14 protein-coding genes, 1 pseudogene and 1 riboswitch are annotated in these 16,137 nt (G+C 68.8%); of the genes and pseudogenes, 4 read left to right on the top strand and 11 right to left on the bottom strand.

Features of this window, described 5'->3' with window-relative positions; genetic code table 11:
- Positions 1-20 precede the first annotated feature (20 nt).
- The 6 genes from EHS43_RS00310 to EHS43_RS00285 form a co-directional block, all read right to left on the bottom strand.
- Entirely contained in the window at positions 21-1,382 is a 1,362-nt protein-coding gene (locus tag EHS43_RS00310) for an aminotransferase class V-fold PLP-dependent enzyme (protein WP_125188281.1), read from the bottom strand.
- A gap of 122 nt (positions 1,383-1,504) precedes the next feature.
- A riboswitch (SAM riboswitch) is annotated at positions 1,505-1,621 on the bottom strand.
- A 76-nt stretch (positions 1,622-1,697) separates the two neighbouring features.
- Positions 1,698-2,762 (bottom strand): anthranilate phosphoribosyltransferase, encoded by a 1,065-nt coding sequence (trpD, locus tag EHS43_RS00305; RefSeq protein WP_125188279.1) that lies wholly within the window; start codon positions 2,760-2,762, stop codon positions 1,698-1,700.
- Positions 2,763-2,987: 225 nt separating this feature from the next.
- Positions 2,988-4,625: a cytochrome bc complex cytochrome b subunit gene (locus EHS43_RS00300; protein ID WP_125188277.1), complete on the bottom strand. Its 1,638-nt coding sequence runs from the start codon at positions 4,623-4,625 to the stop codon at positions 2,988-2,990.
- Positions 4,622-5,677: a ubiquinol-cytochrome c reductase iron-sulfur subunit gene (locus EHS43_RS00295; RefSeq protein WP_125188275.1), complete on the bottom strand. Its 1,056-nt coding sequence runs from the start codon at positions 5,675-5,677 to the stop codon at positions 4,622-4,624. The genes EHS43_RS00300 and EHS43_RS00295 overlap by 4 nt, the downstream gene beginning before the upstream one ends.
- Positions 5,674-6,483: a c-type cytochrome gene (locus EHS43_RS00290; RefSeq protein ID WP_125188273.1), complete on the bottom strand. Its 810-nt coding sequence runs from the start codon at positions 6,481-6,483 to the stop codon at positions 5,674-5,676. Before EHS43_RS00290 ends, EHS43_RS00295 begins: the two co-directional genes overlap by 4 nt.
- 60 nt (positions 6,484-6,543) lie before the next feature.
- The gene (locus EHS43_RS00285) at positions 6,544-7,164 is read right to left on the bottom strand and encodes a heme-copper oxidase subunit III (protein ID WP_007381483.1); all 621 of its coding nucleotides are present in this window, start codon (positions 7,162-7,164) and stop codon (positions 6,544-6,546) included.
- 145 nt (positions 7,165-7,309) lie between these two features.
- Between EHS43_RS00285 and EHS43_RS00280 the strand changes: the two genes are divergently transcribed.
- Positions 7,310-7,711, top strand: coding sequence for a response regulator transcription factor (locus EHS43_RS00280; protein WP_125188271.1), 402 nt, complete (start codon positions 7,310-7,312; stop codon positions 7,709-7,711).
- A gap of 82 nt (positions 7,712-7,793) precedes the next feature.
- On the opposite strand, the gene EHS43_RS00275 is transcribed toward EHS43_RS00280, so the two are convergent.
- The 4 genes from EHS43_RS00275 to coxB form a co-directional block, all read right to left on the bottom strand.
- A complete protein-coding gene (locus EHS43_RS00275) occupies positions 7,794-9,056 on the bottom strand; it encodes an Ig-like domain-containing protein (RefSeq protein ID WP_125188269.1) in 1,263 nt (420 codons plus the stop codon).
- A gap of 131 nt (positions 9,057-9,187) precedes the next feature.
- On the bottom strand, positions 9,188-9,586 hold the full coding sequence (locus tag EHS43_RS00270) for a cytochrome c oxidase subunit 4 (protein ID WP_031058197.1): 399 nt from the start codon (positions 9,584-9,586) through the stop codon (positions 9,188-9,190).
- Positions 9,583-11,325 carry a cytochrome c oxidase subunit I gene (ctaD, locus tag EHS43_RS00265; RefSeq protein ID WP_125188267.1) on the bottom strand — a complete coding sequence of 581 codons (1,743 nt, stop codon included), beginning with the start codon at positions 11,323-11,325 and terminating at the stop codon, positions 9,583-9,585. The genes EHS43_RS00270 and ctaD overlap by 4 nt, the downstream gene beginning before the upstream one ends.
- The gene (gene coxB / locus EHS43_RS00260) at positions 11,322-12,281 is read right to left on the bottom strand and encodes a cytochrome c oxidase subunit II (RefSeq protein WP_125188265.1); all 960 of its coding nucleotides are present in this window, start codon (positions 12,279-12,281) and stop codon (positions 11,322-11,324) included. The genes ctaD and coxB overlap by 4 nt, the downstream gene beginning before the upstream one ends.
- A gap of 246 nt (positions 12,282-12,527) precedes the next feature.
- On the opposite strand from coxB, the gene EHS43_RS00255 reads away from it, so the two are divergent.
- Positions 12,528-13,904, top strand: coding sequence for a cysteine desulfurase/sulfurtransferase TusA family protein (locus EHS43_RS00255; protein WP_125188263.1), 1,377 nt, complete (start codon positions 12,528-12,530; stop codon positions 13,902-13,904).
- Between the two features lie 16 nt (positions 13,905-13,920).
- Here EHS43_RS00255 and EHS43_RS00250 read toward each other — a convergent pair whose 3' ends face one another.
- Positions 13,921-14,895, bottom strand: coding sequence for a carbohydrate kinase family protein (locus EHS43_RS00250; protein ID WP_125188261.1), 975 nt, complete (start codon positions 14,893-14,895; stop codon positions 13,921-13,923).
- Between the two features lie 151 nt (positions 14,896-15,046).
- Here EHS43_RS00250 and EHS43_RS00245 point away from each other — a divergent pair, with 151 nt between their 5' ends.
- Positions 15,047-15,256 (top strand): hypothetical protein, encoded by a 210-nt coding sequence (locus EHS43_RS00245; RefSeq protein WP_125188259.1) that lies wholly within the window; start codon positions 15,047-15,049, stop codon positions 15,254-15,256.
- 197 nt (positions 15,257-15,453) lie between these two features.
- Positions 15,454-16,137: pseudogene (locus EHS43_RS00240) on the top strand (hypothetical protein); the annotation flags it as partial.

Genomic DNA, 16,137 nt, shown 5'->3' with positions numbered 1-16,137 from the left:
GCGCGCCGGACGGCCGTATGTCAGACGGCCGGGACGCAGCGGCCGTCCTCGGTGCGGTACGTCCACTTCGCACCGTCCGCGACCAGTTCCTTCACGGCGTTCACGAACCGCTCCACGTGCTCGTCCGGGGTGCCCGCGCCGAAGCTCACCCGGATCGCGTTGAGGGACTTCTCGCCGGGCGCGGCCTCGGGGGCACCGCACTCGCCCTGGGACTGCGGGTCGCTGCCGAGGAGGGTGCGCACGAGGGGGTGGGCGCAGAAGAGGCCGTCGCGGACGCCGATGCCGTACTCGGCGGACAGGGCGGCGGCGAAGTGGGAGCTGTTCCAGCCCTCGACGACGAAGGAGAGCACGCCGACGCGGGGGGCGTCGTCGCCGAACAGGGACAGAACACGGACCTCGGGGACCTCGGCGAGACCTTCGCGGACCTTCTCGATCAGGTGCTGCTCGCGGGCCACGAGGGTGTCGAAGCCGGCTTCCGTCAGCGCCTTGCAGGCCGAGGCGATGGAGTAGGCGCCGATGACGTTCGGGGAGCCCGCCTCGTGCCGCGCGGCGCTCTCGTGCCACTCCACGTCCACTCCCCCGTCCGGGCGCCGGGTGACCTTGCGGCTGGCGCCGCCGCCCGCGAGGTAGGGGTCGGCGGCCCGGAGCCAGTCGGCACGGCCGGCCAGGACCCCGCAGCCGAAGGGGGCGTACAGCTTGTGGCCGGAGAAGGCGACCCAGTCGACGTCGAGGTCGCGGACGCTCACCGGGTGGTGCGGGGCGAGCTGGGCCGCGTCGAGCACGATGCGGGCACCGTGGGAGTGGGCGGCCGCCGCGAGCTCTCGTACGGGCCACAGCTCACCGGTGACGTTGGAGGCGCCGGTGACGCACACCAGGGCCGGGCCGTGGGGGTCCCGGTCGGCGAGGGCCTTCTCCAGGGTCGCGACGGCCTGGCCCGGGGTGCGGGGGGCGTCGAGGTAGCTGACCCGGGCGTCCTGCCAGGGCAGCAGGCTCGCGTGGTGCTCGGTCTCGAAGACGAAGACCTGGCAGTCGGCGGGGAGCGCGGCGGCGAGGAGGTTGAGCGAGTCGGTGGTCGAGCGGGTGAAGACCAGTTGGTCGTCCTCGCGGCAGTCGAGGAACTCCGTGACCGTCCTGCGGGCGTTCTCGAACAGGTCGGTCGACAGCTGGGAGAGGTAACCGGCGCCGCGGTGCACGCTGCCGTAGTAGGGCGCGTAGGCCGCCACGTCGTCCCAGACGCGCTGGAGGGCGGGGGCGCTGGCCGCGTAGTCGAGCGCCGCGTAGGTGACTTCGCCGCCGGTCACGAGCGGGACGGTGACATCACGGCCCAGAACGGGCAGCGGGGCACAAATGGTCCGGACGGAGGCAGCGGTGGAGACAGACATGGGGAACTCCCGGGCAAAAGAGAAAGGTGAGAGGGGTGTGCGGAGATGGGGGCTCGGCGCCCTATCGCATTCGCTTGCTCACGGAAGACTCCTCGAACGACCAGGATCCCTGGTTCGTGAGGGATCCGCGCTTGCCGCAGACCTCGCTGCCTACGGCCTGGTCTTCACCCGGGGCACCCCGCCACGGACGGAGGGTTGCCGGACAGTCGGCCGGGGCCTCATGACTGTCACTCATGACCTGGTCGAAGAAATTACGTGAAATGATCGTCGTCCCGCAACCCGTGTCCGGATCGCGGGACGACACCCGGGCCACCGTCAGGCGTTGCTCGCGGCCACCCAGCGCTCCAGCGTCCGCTTCGCCGCGCCCGAGTCGATCGCCTCCGCGGCCTTGTCCATCCCGGCCCGCAACTGCTCGGCCAGCGTCCCCGTCCCCGGGTCCAGGGCCACCAGGGCGGCCGCCGAGTTCAGGAGCACGGCGTCACGGACCGGGCCCTTCTCGCCGTCCAGCAGGTGGCGGGCGACCTCCGCGTTGTACGCCGGGTCACCGCCCCGCAGGGCCTCCACGGGCACCAGGTCGATGCCGACGTCCCGGGGGTCGAAGCTCTCCTCGGCGACCTTGCCGTCACGGACGACCCAGACGCGGGAGGTCGCGGTGGTCGTCAGCTCGTCGAGGCCGTCGTCACCGCGGAAAACGAGGGAGGAGTTGCCGCGCTCGGCGAAGACGCCAGCGACGACCGGGGCCATGCGCGGGTCCGCGACGCCGACCGCCTGGGAGCGGACCCGGGCGGGGTTGGTGAGCGGGCCGAGGATGTTGAACACCGTGCGGATGCCCAGCTGACCGCGGGCCGCGCCCGCGTGCCGCAGTGCCGGGTGGAACTTGATCGCGAAGCAGAACGTGATCCCGGCTTCCCCGGCCACCTCGGCCACCCGCCGCGGGGTCAGCTCCAGGTTGACGCCGAGCTTCTCCAGGACGTCCGAGGCACCCGACGCCGAGGAGGCGGCCCGGTTGCCGTGCTTGACGACCGTGGCGCCGGTGCCGGCCACGACGATCGCCGACATGGTGGAGATGTTGACGGTCTTGGCACCGTCGCCGCCGGTGCCGACGATGTCCACGGTCCGGCCGGGGACCTCGATCACATTGGCGTGCGCGTACATCGCCCGCACGAGCCCGTTGATCTCCTCGACCGTCTCGCCCTTGGCCCGGAGGGCGACCACGAAGCCGGCGATCTGCGCGTCGGTCGCCTCGCCCTGCATGATCCGGTCCATCGCCCACGCCGTGGCGTCGGCGCTCTGGTCACGGCCGTAGAGCAGGGCGTTCAGCACCTCGGGCCAGGAACGGCCCGCCGCGGTGTCGCCTCCAGCGGGGGTCACAGCGCTCATGGGGCCGCTCCAGATGTCGAAGAAAAGTGTGCTCACACCCTATCCAGCCCACGGACCGCAACGGGCCGCCGCAGGCATCTCGGGGGCGCGGGGAACTGCGCGAGACGCCCGCCCCACCGAACCCGCACCCGCACCCGCACCCGCACCGCACGGCAAAGGACCCCGTCCGGGAGTCGGACGGGGTCCTTTCAACCGCGCCGTGGCGAGCGCAGCGACAAGCAGGGATCAGTGGTGGCCGTGGCCGCTCGTGATCTCCTTGTACTCCTCGACGGTCGGCTTGGGGATCTGGGACTCCTCGCCGTAGTACGCCTCGCTCAGCTTGGCACGCAGCTTCTCGGAGGTCTTCACCTTGCGCTCGACGCCGTTCTCGTCGACCGTGGCGCCGATCGCGGCCGGCTCGTACTGCTCGTGAGCCGTGAGCGTGTGCAGCTGCTCCTGGCTGAGCGGCTCGTGCACCTCGATGAACTCACCGTGCGGCAGGCGCTTGATGATGCCGGACTCGCGGCCGTGCAGCACCTTGTCCTTGTCGCGGCGCTGGAGGCCCAGGCAGATCCGCTTGGTGGCGACGAACGCCAGGACCGGGGCGACGAAGAACGCGACCCGCACGAACCAGGTGATCGCGTTGATCGACAGGTGGAAGTGGGTGGCCCAGAGGTCGTTTCCACCACCGATCAGCAGCACGAAGTACCAGGTGATCCACGCGACGCCGAAGGCCGTACGCGTCGGGGCGTTGCGCGGGCGGTCCAGGATGTGGTGCTCGCGCTTGTCGCCGGTGACCCAGGACTCGATGAACGGGTAGACCGCGATCGCGACCAGGACCAGCGGGAAGATCACCAGCGGGATGAACACGCCCAGGACGAGCGTGTGACCCCAGAAGTTGATCTCCCAGCCCGGCATGACACGGATCAGGCCCTCGGAGAAGCCCATGTACCAGTCCGGCTGGGCGCCCGTGGACACCTGGTCGGGACGGTAGGGGCCGAGTGCCCAGATCGGGTTGATCGAGGCGATCGCCGCGATGGCCGCGATGACACCGAAGACCAGGAAGAAGAAGCCTCCGGCCTTGGCCATGTAGACCGGCAGCAGTGGCATGCCGACGACGTTGTTGTTGGTCTTGCCGGGGCCCGCGAACTGCGTGTGCTTGTGGTAGAAGACCAGGATCAGGTGCGCCACCAGCAGGCCGAGCATGATGCCCGGCAGCAGCAGGACGTGGATCGAGTAGAAGCGGGCCACGAAGTCGCCGCCCGGGAACTCCCCGCCGAACAGGAAGAACGACAGGTACGTGCCGACGATCGGCACGGACAGGATCGCGCCCTCCATGAAGCGGACACCGGTGCCGGAGAGCAGGTCGTCCGGGAGCGAGTAACCGGTGAAGCCGGTGAACATGCCGAGGACGAACAGCAGGAAGCCGAACAGCCAGTTGACCTCACGCGGCTTGCGGAAGGCGCCCGTGAAGAAGACACGCATCATGTGCACGAACATGCCGGCGAGGAAGATCAGCGCCGCCCAGTGGTGGATCTGCCGGATCAGCAGACCACCGCGCACATCGAAGGAGATGTGCATGGTCGAGTTGAACGCCTCGGACATCAGCTGTCCCTGCAGCGGGACGTAACTGCCGTGGTACTCCACCTCGTTCATCGACGGGTGGAAGAACAGCGTCAGGTACACACCCGTGAGGATGATGATGATGAAGCTGTAGAGGCAGACCTCACCCAGCATGAACGACCAGTGGTCGGGGAAGATCTTGCGCATGTTGGACTTGGCCAGGGAGTAGATCCCCAGCCGGCCGTCGGCCCAGTCGGCGACGCGCTCGCCGGCCGGCGCCTTCCCGCGTGCGCGGGACTCGGAGGACTCGTTAGTGCTCATCCGCGCTCCCAGAATGCAGGACCGACAGGCTCGTCGAAGTCGCCGAGCGCTTCGAGGTAGCCCTGGTCGTTCACGCCGATGCGCAGCTGCGGCAGGGCGTGGCCGGCGGGGCCGAAGATCACCCGGGCACCGTCGGAGAGGTCGAAGGTGGACTGGTGGCAGGGGCAGAGCACGTGGTGCGTCTGCTGCTCGTACAGGGAGATCGGGCAACCGACGTGGGTGCAGATCTTCGAGTACGCGACGATTCCCTCGTACGACCACTCGAGCTCGCGCTTGTCCTTGATGTTGTCCGGCTGGATGCGGACGATCATCAGGGCGGCCTTGGCGATCTCGGTCTGGAACTCCTCGTCGTGCTCCTCCAGGCCCTCGGGCTTGGCGAAGGTCAGCGAGCCGACCTGGACGTCGGAGGGGCGCAGCGGCTCGTTGGTGTTCATGTTGACGAGCTGGAGGCCCTTGCGCCACATGGTGTGGCGGAGCTTGGTGCCGGGCAGCGGACCGAGGTCGCGCAGCAGCACGACGCCGGAGAGCGGGAACAGGGCCAGCGCGCCGAACATCGTGTTGCGGATCAGCTTGCGGCGGCCGAGCGCCGACTCCTTGGCACCCTGCTTGAAGTCCGCGTGGACCTTCGCGCGGACCTCGGGGGACGCCTCGATCGGGTGACGCTCGTCGGCGACCTCCTCGTCGGACATCAGGGTGCGGGCCCAGTGGACCGCGCCCGCGCCGATCGCGAAGAGAGCGAGACCGAGGGTCAGGCCCAGCGCGAAGTTCAGCGCGTTGATGTGGCCGATCGGGAAGACGTAGATCGACTTGTCGTGGGGGATACCCACGTACGAGGCGATGAAGCCGACCGTCGACAGCATCGAGACCGTGAACAGCATGGCCACCGTGCGCTCGGACCGCTTGGCGGCCCGCTCGTCGATGTCCTGCACCCGGTGCTCGTGCGGCGGGAGGCCGGGGTCCGCGAACGGGTTCTTCTCGTCCGCGACACTGACCGCGCCGTGCGCGTCCTGCTCTGCGGGCAGGTTCTCTTCTGGAATGTCTTGGCTACTCATGACTTCTTGGCCTTTGCGGTCCGAGCGGCGACCCAGACGGCGACCGCGATCAGCGCGCCGAGGCCGAAGATCCAGGCGAACAGGCCTTCGGAGACCGGGCCGAGACCGCCCAGCTCAAGGCCGCCGGGGCTCACGGTGTCGTCGCCGTTGACCGCGTTCAGGTACGCGATGATGTCCTTCTTGTTCTGCTCCGACATCGTGGTGTCGGGGAACGACGGCATGTTCTGCGGGCCGGTCTGCATGGCCTCGTAGATGTGCTTCGGGTCGACGCCCTCAAGGCTCGGCGCGAACTTGCCGTGCGTCAGCGCGCCACCCTTGCCGGTGAAGTTGTGGCACTGGGTGCAGTTGTCACGGAACAGCTCGCCGCCCTTGGCGATGTCGGCACCGTCGGGGCCGTACTGCGCCTCGGTCGGGATGTTCGGACCCGCGCCCAGCGAGGAGACGTACGCGGCCAGCTGGTCGATCTCGGCCTGCGTGTAGATGACCTTCTTGCGCGGAACCTGCGCACCCGGCTGCTGGGCCGGCATACGGCCGGTGCCGACCTGGAAGTCGACGGCCGCGGCGCCCACGCCCACGAGGCTCGGACCGTCGGAGGACCCCTGACCGCCGGTGCCGTGGCAGCTGGCACAGCCTACGGCGAAGAGCTTCTTGCCCTCGTCGATGGCCAGGGACTGGGCGGTTTCGTCTGCCTTCGCCTTGTCCGCGGGGGCGAACACGGCGTACAGCCCCCCGGTGCATGCCAGCGCGAGGAGTAGGACGACGAGCGCCGCCAGCGGGTGGCGTCGTCGTGCGGAGAGCTTTTTCACGGATTACCCCGGTGTCAGGATCTTCTGCGTCGATGCTTGCGGTGTCGGGAGCGGGCCCGGCTACTTGATCATGTAGATCGTGGCGAAGAGGCCGATCCAGACCACGTCGACGAAGTGCCAGTAGTAGGACACGACGATGGCCGCGGTCGCCTGCTCGTGGGTGAACCTCTTGGCCGCGTAGGTGCGCCCGAGAACGAACAGGAACGCGATGAGGCCGCCCGTCACGTGCATGCCGTGGAAGCCGGTGGTCAGGTAGAACACCGAGCCGTACGGGTCGGAGGAGAGCGAGAGCCCGTCCTTCTTCACCAGCTCCGTGTACTCGTAGATCTGACCGCCGATGAAGATCGCGCCCATGATGAAGGTGATGATGAACCAGCCCCGGAGCTTCTTCACGTCACCGCGCTCGGCGGCGAAGACGCCGAGCTGGCAGGTGAGCGAGGAGAGCACCAGGATCGTGGTGTTCGTCGCCGAGAACGGGAAGTTCAGGCTGGACGCCATTTCCTTCCAGTGATCGGGACCCGTCACCGATCGCAGGGTGAAGTACATCGCGAAGAGGGCCGCGAAGAACATCAGCTCGGAACTCAGCCAGATGATGGTTCCGACGCTGGTGAGGTTCGGTCGGTTGACCGACGGGTGCGCGTGCCCGGTTGTCTCTGTCGTTGCTGTCGCCACGACCGACATTATGTCGGTCGCTTATCCCGCCCTCACCCCGGGGGGTGCCGTTCGGAGTGTCTTGCCGGTCCGTACCGGTGTTGACGTGGTGTTCAAGGGAGTAGCATCCGGCCCAACGGGCCTGTCCTTACGACGCTGACGTCACGGAGGAACAATGCAGCCGACCGCCACGGTGCTGGTCTACAGCGACGATTCCAACACCCGCGAGCAGGTGCGGCTCGCCGCCGGCCGGCGGCCGGCCCCGGACGTCCCGTTGGTCGAGTTCCTGGAGTGCGCCACGCCCGCCGCGGTGCTGAAGGAGCTGGACAAGGGCGGGATCGACGTCTGTGTGCTGGACGGGGAGGCCGTGCCGATGGGCGGCATGGGCCTGTGCCGGCAGATCAAGGACGAGGTGTTCGACTGCCCGCCGGTGCTGCTGCTGATCGGGCGGCCGCAGGACGCGTGGCTGGCCACGTGGAGCCGGGCCGAGGGCGCGGTGACCCATCCGGTGGATCCGGTGGAGTTCGCGGCGGCGCTGGCTTCCTTGCTGCGGTCACGGAAGGCCCTGAGCGCCTGAGAGCCCGGGGTGCGGGGTTCGATGGCGGCTGCGGGCTCGTTGTGGCTCGTCGCGCAGTTCCCCGCGCCCCTGAAGGGGCTCTCTAGACGCTCTCCGGCCTCAGGCGTGCCTGTTGTGCCGCGCTGGGGGCGTCCGGGGTGCCTGCCACCAGGGCGCTGCCCTCGCGCCACTTCTTCCAGTCCAGGTTCCAGTCTCCGAAGCCGTTGCCGAAGGGCTCCATGGTGTCGCCCTCGGAGTTGACGACCTTCACCACGTCGCCCTCGTGGACGGTGTTGAAGAACCACTCCGCGTTGGACGTGCTCATGCCGGTGCAGCCGTGGCTGACGTTGGCGTAGCCCTGGGAGCCGACCGACCAGGGGGCGGCGTGCACGTACTCGCCGCTCCAGGTGACGCGGGTGGCGTAGTAGACCGGCAGGTCGTACGACTCGGAGGAGCCCTCGGCGATCCCGATGCTGGTGCCGCGCATACGTACGAAGTACTCCTTGCCGAGCACGACCTTGACGCCGTTGCGGGTGTCGAAGCCGGGCTTGCCGGTGGTGACCGGGAGTTCCTTGATGACCTCGTCGTTCCGGTAGACCGTCATCGAGTGTGACGAGGCGTCCGTCACGGCGATGATCCGGTCGCCGGTGGTCAGCTTCAGGGGCTTGCCCTTGCCGCCCCAGAGCCGGTCGCCGATCTTGATGCCCTCCAGGTCGCTGCGGACCCGGATCGTGGCGTGGGCGGGCCAGTACTCCCGGGGCCGGTAGTGGAGTTCCTTGTCGTCCACCCAGTGCCAGGCGCCCGGTACGGCGGGCGTGGAGTCGACCCTGAGGGCACGCTCGACGACGGCCCGCTGCGCCTTGTCCTTGACGGGCCGGTCCAGCTTGGCGGTGACGGGCTGGCCGACACCGTAGGTGCCCGACTTGGGGCCGAAGGTGACGTTCAGGCGCGTCTTGCCCAGCGGTTTGCTGGTGTCGAAGTCGAGGACCTTGCGGCCCGGGGCCCCGTCCTCGTCCTCGGTGCTCACCCGGACCGTGTAATGGGCGTTTGCGGCCAGCGGGGTGGTGCTGTGCCATCGGGTGCCGTCGGCGGAGAGTTCGCCCGCCACACGGCGGCCCGTGGCGTCCGTGGCGGTCACGTCGGTGATGCGGCCGTCGTCGTCCTCGGCGGTGACCTCGAGCGGCTTGTCCGGGTCGGCCTTCTCGCCGTCGCCCGTGGGCGTGTTGAAGGCGATCTGGTCCGCCGCGTCGAAGGGCTTGGCCGCCAACGGGTTCCCGTCGGACCCGCAGGAGATGGCGCTCGCGCCGAGGGCGATCACCAGCAGGGTGCAGCTGACGACGGTGCGGGTACGCGGTGAGTGGTTCATGACTTCACGCTAGGAAGCCGCGTCAAGAACGGCACGCCGAGTGACTCGTACGAGGGATGCCGATTGCGGCAAAAGCAGGAGCCCGGACGCTCCTGACGGAGTGTCCGGGCTCCTTTCGAGCTCGGTTCGTGCTACTGCGTGCGGTTCTCACCGCGGTAGTACTCGAAGACCCAGCCGTACAGGCCGACCAGGATCACCGGCAGCGAGAAGTACAGCAGCCACCAGCCGATCGCGACCGACAGGAAGGCGAGGGCGCCGCCGAAGCCGAGGGCGAGCGGCTGCCAGCTGTGCGGGCTGAAGAACCCGACCTCGCCGGCGTCGTCCGCGACGTCGGCCTCCTTGTTGTCCTGCGCGCCGGCGTCCACCCGCTTGGCCGTGAAGCCCAGGTAGAAGCCGATCATGATGGACAGACCGAAGGCCAGGAAGAGCGCGGTGGTACCGGCCGGCTCCTTCGACCACACGCCATAGACGATCGCCATGGCGAGGATGAAGATGCTCAGCCAGAAGAACATCCGTCCCTGGATCTTCACTTCCCGGCCTCCTTGCCGCCGTTGCCGGCCAGAGCCTTCTCACCGTGACCGGCGTTCTCGAGCTGGTCGAGAGCGGCGATCTCCGGGTGGTGCAGGTCGAACGCCGGGGATTCGGAGCGGATCCGCGGCAGGGTGAGGAAGTTGTGCCGCGGCGGCGGGCAGGAGGTCGCCCACTCGAGCGAGCGGCCGTAGCCCCACGGGTCGTCCACGCCGACCGGCTTGCCGTACTTGGCCGTCTTCCACACGTTGTAGAGGAACGGCAGGATCGACAGGCCGAGCACGAACGAGCTGATCGTCGAGATCGTGTTCAGGGCGGTGAAGCCGTCGGCCGCCAGGTAGTCGGCGTAACGACGCGGCATGCCCTCGGCGCCCAGCCAGTGCTGGACCAGGAAGGTGCCGTGGAAGCCGATGAACAGCGTCCAGAACGTGATCTTGCCGAGGCGCTCGTCGAGCATCTTGCCGGTGAACTTCGGCCACCAGAAGTGGAAGCCGGAGAACATCGCGAAGACGACGGTGCCGAAGACGACGTAGTGGAAGTGCGCCACCACGAAGTACGAGTCCGAGACGTGGAAGTCCATCGGGGGCGAGGCCAGGATGACACCGGTCAGACCACCGAAGGTGAAGGTGATCAGGAAGCCGGTGGCCCACAGCATCGGGGTCTCGAAACTCAGGGACCCCTTCCACATCGTTCCGATCCAGTTGAAGAACTTCACGCCCGTCGGCACGGCGATGAGGAACGTCATGAAGGAGAAGAACGGCAGGAGCACACCGCCGGTGACGTACATGTGGTGCGCCCACACCGTCACGGACAGGCCCGCGATCGCGATGGTCGCCGCGATCAGGCCCATGTAGCCGAACATCGGCTTGCGGGAGAAGACCGGGATGACCTCGGAGATGATGCCGAAGAACGGCAGCGCGATGATGTACACCTCTGGGTGACCGAAGAACCAGAAGAGGTGTTGCCACAGCAGCGCTCCGCCGTTCGCCGCGTCGAAGACATGTGCCCCGAACTTCCGATCCGCCTCCAGCGCGAACAGCGCGGCGGCGAGGACGGGGAAGGCGAGCAGGACCAGCACCGCGGTCAGCAGCACGTTCCACACGAAGATCGGCATGCGGAACATGGTCATGCCGGGCGCGCGCATGCAGATGATCGTGGTGATGAAGTTGACCGCGCCGAGGATCGTGCCGAAGCCGGAGAAGGCCAGACCCATGATCCACAGGTCGGCGCCGACGCCCGGCGAGCGGACCGCGTCCGACAGCGGGGAGTAGGCGAACCAGCCGAAGTCGGCCGCGCCCTGCGGGGTCAGGAAGCCGCCCACCGCGATCGTCGAGCCGAACAGGTAGAGCCAGTAGGCGAACATGTTCAGCCGCGGGAACGCCACGTCGGGCGCGCCGATCTGCAGCGGCATGATCCAGTTGGTGAAGCCGGCGAACAGCGGCGTCGCGAACATCAGCAGCATGATCGTGCCGTGCATCGTGAACGCCTGGTTGAACTGCTCGTTCGACATGATCTGCAGGCCCGGACGGGCCAGCTCGGCGCGCATGAAGAGCGCCATCACGCCGCCGATCAGGAAGAACGCGAACGACGTGACCAGGTACAGCGTCCCGATCGTCTTGTGGTCAGTGGTGGTGAGCCACTTGATGACCACGCTGCCGCGGTTCTGGCGCCGGACCGGCAGCTCGTCCGTGTAGTGGGACCCTGCTGCCGCGGCACCCTGGGGTTCGTTGAGGATGCTCACAGGTTCGTCGTCTCCCGGTCCTTCTCATGGGCGGTCTGCTCGATGCCCGCGGGAACGTAACCGGTCTGCCCCTTCTTCGCGAGGTCCTTGAGGTGCTGCTCGTAGCGCTCGGGGGAGACGACCTTCACGTTGAACAGCATCCGGGAGTGGTCGACGCCGCAGAGCTCGGCACACTTGCCGAGGAAGGTGCCCTCCTTGTTGGGGGTCACCTCGAAGGCGTTGGTGTGGCCCGGGATGACGTCCTGCTTCATGAGGAACGGCACCACCCAGAACGAGTGGATGACGTCACGCGAGGTGAGGACGAAGCGGACCGTCTTGCCCTTGGGGAGCCAGAGGGTCGGACCGGGGTTGCCGGTCTGCGGGTTCCTCGTGGCCGGCGTCCCGAAGTCGTAGACACCGCCGGCGTTCGCCGGGAAGTCGTTCTTGAACCGGGACGGGATCGCGTCCAGGTTCTTGTCCGTCTTCGCGTCACCGGTGGAACCCGCGACGGGCGTGATGTAGTTGAAGGCCCAGCTCCACTGGTAGCCCACCACGTTGACGGTGACGTCGGGCTGCTTCTTGAGGCTGAGCAGCTTCGACTCGTCGCGGGCCGTGAAGTAGAAGAGGACCGAGACGATGACCAGCGGAACCACGGTGTACAGCGCCTCGATGGGCATGTTGTACCGGGTCTGCGGAGGTACCTCGACCTTGGTGCGGCTGCGCCGGTGGAAGATGGCGCTCCAGATGATCAGACCCCACACCAGCACGCCAACGGCGAGCGCGGCAGCCCAGGAGCCCTGCCACAGGGAGAGGATCCGCGGAGCCTCTTCCGTGGTCGGGGTGGGCATACCAAGGCGGGGGAAGTCCTTGTATGTGCAACCGGTGGCGGTCGCCAGGACCAGGCCCGCGGTCATTGCCTGCAGCAGCTTCCGCCGCATCGGGCGCCGCGGCGAGCGGTCGGAGCCGTTGGGACTCACGTAGCGCCTTCCCGAGAGTCTCGCCCGCGCGGATTGGCTGCGGCCTGCCTTCTTCGGTGGTCGGTCGCCGCCCTGCGTCGGGCAGGGGTTTGGATGTTTATGCGGACCAAACCCTAGCCGACGCCCTCCGGGGGTTCAGCGGGAGGGGTGCCTAGTCACTCCGTGGCTTAGCTGGATTGGCGGCTGCGGGTGCTTTGTGGCTGATCGCGCAGTTCCCCGCGCCCCCAAGGAGGTTAGCGTTGCCGTGTGTCCTACTTCGACGCTGCTTCCGGTGCACCTCTTCACCCCGTTGCCCGTCAGGCGCTGTTGGCCTCTCTGGATGACGGGTGGGCCGACGCGTCCCGTCTGTACCGGGAGGGGCGGCGAGCGCGGCTGCTGCTCGACGCCGCCCGCGAGGCAGCCGCGGAGGCGGTCGGCTGCCGCCCCGATGAACTGGTCTTCACCTCGTCCGGTACCCAAGCCGTGCACAGCGGAGCAGCGGGAGTGCTGGCCGGTCGGCGGCGCGTCGGACATCACCTGATCGTGTCTGCCGTCGAACACTCCTCGGTGCTTCATGCCGCCGACGCGCACCAGGCGGCCGGGGGGACCGTCACCCAGGTGGGTGTCAGCCGTTCGGGACGCGTGGACGTGTCCGACTACGCGGCTCAGCTCCGGCAGGACACCGCTTTGGCGTGTCTTCAGTCGGCCAACCACGAAGTGGGGACCGTGCAGCCGGTGGCCGAGGTGGCCGACGTGTGCCGGGCGGCCGGGGTGCCGTTGCTGGTGGACGCGGCGCAGTCACTCGCTTGGGGTCCGGTCGGGGGTGACTGGTCCGTGCTGACCGCGAGCGCGCACAAATGGGGCGGCCCGTCGGGGGTCGGCCTGCTCGCTGTCCGGAAAGGTGTCCGGTTCTCGCCCCAAGGACCGGCCGACGAGCGGGAGTCGGGGCGGGCGCCGGGCTTCGAGAACCTGCCGGCGATCGTCGCGGCGGCAGCCTCGCTGCGGGCGGTGCGGGCCGAGGCGGCCCAGGAGGCGGTACGGCTGCGGGCGCTGACGGAACGGATCCGGACCCGGGTTCCGGAGCTGGTCGCGGACGTCGAGGTGGTCGGGGATCCCGAGCGGCGGCTGCCGGGGATCGTCACCTTCTCCTGTCTCTATGTCGACGGGGAGACACTGCTGCACGAACTGGACCGGGCGGGTTTCTCCGTCTCCTCCGGTTCGTCCTGCACGAGCAGCACGCTGACGCCGAGCCATGTGCTCAAGGCGATGGGAGTGCTGAGTGAGGGGAATGTGCGGGTGTCGTTGCCGTTCGGGGCGGTCTCCGAGGAGGTCGAACGGTTCCTGGAGGTGCTGCCGGGGGCGGTGGCGGCGGTACGGGAGAAGCTGGGCGGCCCCGCACCGGCGACCACGGTCCACGAGGACTCCCTCGTCGTGGACGCCCTGGGCAAGCGGTGCCCGGTCCCGGTCATCGAACTGGCGAAGGTGATCGGTGACGTGCCGGTGGGCGGGACCGTCCGGGTCCTGTCGGACGACGAGGCGGCCCGCCTGGACATCCCGGCGTGGTGCGAGATGCGGGAGCAGGAGTACGTGGGCGAGGAGCCGGCGGACCAGGGTTTCGCCTACGTGGTCCGCCGGGTCTCCTAGGACAGGCCCTGGCCGGTCACTTGAGGTGGGTGTGGACCTCGTCGGCCGCCTCGTCGCCGTACGCCTTGGTGAACCGCTCCATGAAGTGGCCGCGCCGCAGCCGGTACTCCTGCGTCCCCACGGTCTCGATGACGAGCGTGGCCAGCATGCAGCCCACCTGGGCCGCCCGCTCCAGGGAGACACCCCAGGCGAGCCCCGACAGGAACCCGGCGCGGAACGCGTCACCGACGCCGGTGGGGTCGGCCTTGCGCTCCTCCTCCGGGCAGCCGACGACGATCGGCTCCTCGCCGACCCGGTCGATCCGCACGCCCTGCGCGCCGAGCGTGGTGACCCGGTGGCCGACCTTCGCGAGGATCTCCTCGTCGGACCAGCCCGTCTTGGACTCGATGAGGCCCTTCTCGTACTCGTTGGAGAAGAGGTAGGTGGCGCCCTCCAGCAGGATCCGGATCTCGTCGCCGTTCATCCGGGCGATCTGCTGGGAGAAGTCCGCGGCGAACGGGATGTTCCGGGACCGGCACTCCTCGGTGTGGCGGAGCATCGCCTCGGGGTCGTCGGCGCCGATGAGGACGAGGTCGAGGCCGTCCACGCGGTCGGCGACCGTCTTGAGCTCGATCTGGCGGGCCTCGCTCATCGCGCCCGTGTAGAAGGAGCCGATCTGGTTGTGGTCGGCGTCGGTGGTGCACACGAAGCGGGCGGTGTGCAGGGTCTCGGAGATCCGGACGGAGTCGGTGTCGACGCCGTGCCGGTCCAGCCAGGAGCGGTACTCGTCGAAGTCGAAGCCCGCGGCGCCGACGAGGATCGGGTTCGTGCCGAGCTGGCCCATGCCGAAGGCGATGTTCGCGCCGACACCTCCCCTGCGTACGTCGAGGTTGTCGACCAGGAAGGAGAGCGAGACCGTGTGCAGCTGGTCCGCGACGAGCTGGTCGGCAAAGCGGCCGGGGAACGTCATGAGGTGGTCGGTGGCGATGGAGCCGGTGACTGCGATGCGCACGGCGAGGCTCTCCAGGAGAAGGGTGTATTGACGGTTAACGCTATCGGGTCCGTATGGAGTACTGCGAGGCGACCGACGGCACGGTCAAGCGGGAAAAACTACCCGATAGTAGATCTTTCTTCGCGGGCTCCGGCGTGCATACGGTTCCGTCATGACGAACCTTGAGCTGTACGCGTCCGCCCCGGCCGACCTGGACGGGGACCTCGCCTCGCTGCGGGGCGACTGTGCCCGGATGGCTCCGCACTGGGCGGTCCCGGACCGGATCGTCGCCGTTCCGGTCTCTCCCTCCCTCATCCACGGTGTGACGGTTCCCGAGGGGTCCGCGCGACTGCTGGAGGCGATGTCGGAGTACGGCGACTGAGTTCACGCGGCTGCCTCACGCGCCCGCGTGTGCGTCACGGCGCGTGCGTCGGCGCGTTCGAGGGAACCGCGCGCTCCCCCGCTGCGTCCCATCGCCGTCCCCCGGAAAGGGGATGCGGGATACGACCCGTTTGCCGACCTTTTTGACAGGGCCGGGTCAGGGTCGAGGGACACGTGCGCAGCAGAAGGAGCGATGCGGTGAACACCGAGCGACCCGACAACAACGACCCCGGCGAAGCCCCCGGCGGCGGGGACGCGCGCGCTGCGGAGGCGCACGGTGCCGGTGACGCGGGTGCCGCGAAGGAGCCGGGTGCCGGGACGGGCGATCAGGTGACGAGCCGCACGGGGGGCGGCCGGCACGCCGGGACCGAGAACGCCGAGGGGGTCACGGCCGGGCGTTCCGGGGCAACCGCCGACGCCGACACGACCGAAACCCCGGACGCCGGCGCCGACACGGACACCGGAACCGCTGCCACCGAGCCGGACGACTCGGCCAGCTACGACAGCCCGGTCGCAGTCACCCGAACCGCCGCCGCCGAATGGGACGGCTCAGCCAGCCCTGACACCTCGGGCGAGTCCAGCGCCCCCGAGCCCGCGGGCCTCGGTCAATCACGCCCCTCCACCGACGCCGACACAACCGACATCCCGGCCGCCGACACCGACACCAACGCCGCTGCCACCGAGCCGGACGACTCCGCCGGCCCCGAGGCCCCGGCCACAGGCACCGGAACCGCCGCCGAGCCGGGCGACTCCGCCAGCGCCGACATCCCGGACGAGCCCGCTGCCCCCGAGGTCGACGGGGCCGACGCCGAGGCCGCCCGCCCCTCTTCCGGCGGTCAGGACGCGCCCCAGGGTGCCGCCCGCGTCGGACCTGGCCCCGAT

This window comes from Streptomyces sp. RP5T, assembly GCF_003933965.1.
GTDB lineage: Bacteria > Actinomycetota > Actinomycetes > Streptomycetales > Streptomycetaceae > Streptomyces.
Note: the sequence above shows the minus strand (reverse complement) of the source record. Positions and strands in the feature narration are given on the sequence as shown.

Excerpts from the sequence above, each read along its gene's own strand:
- EHS43_RS00310 (WP_125188281.1), bottom strand. The coding sequence starts at position 1,382 with ATGTCTGTCTCCACCGCTGCCTCCGTCCGGACCATTTGTGCCCCGCTG.
- trpD (WP_125188279.1), bottom strand. The coding sequence starts at position 2,762 with ATGAGCGCTGTGACCCCCGCTGGAGGCGACACCGCGGCGGGCCGTTCC.
- EHS43_RS00300 (WP_125188277.1), bottom strand. The coding sequence starts at position 4,625 with ATGAGCACTAACGAGTCCTCCGAGTCCCGCGCACGCGGGAAGGCGCCG.
- EHS43_RS00295 (WP_125188275.1), bottom strand. The coding sequence starts at position 5,677 with ATGAGTAGCCAAGACATTCCAGAAGAGAACCTGCCCGCAGAGCAGGAC.
- EHS43_RS00285 (WP_007381483.1), bottom strand. The coding sequence starts at position 7,164 with ATGTCGGTCGTGGCGACAGCAACGACAGAGACAACCGGGCACGCGCAC.
- EHS43_RS00280 (WP_125188271.1), top strand. The coding sequence starts at position 7,310 with ATGCAGCCGACCGCCACGGTGCTGGTCTACAGCGACGATTCCAACACC.
- EHS43_RS00275 (WP_125188269.1), bottom strand. The coding sequence starts at position 9,056 with ATGAACCACTCACCGCGTACCCGCACCGTCGTCAGCTGCACCCTGCTG.
- EHS43_RS00245 (WP_125188259.1), top strand. The coding sequence starts at position 15,047 with ATGACGAACCTTGAGCTGTACGCGTCCGCCCCGGCCGACCTGGACGGG.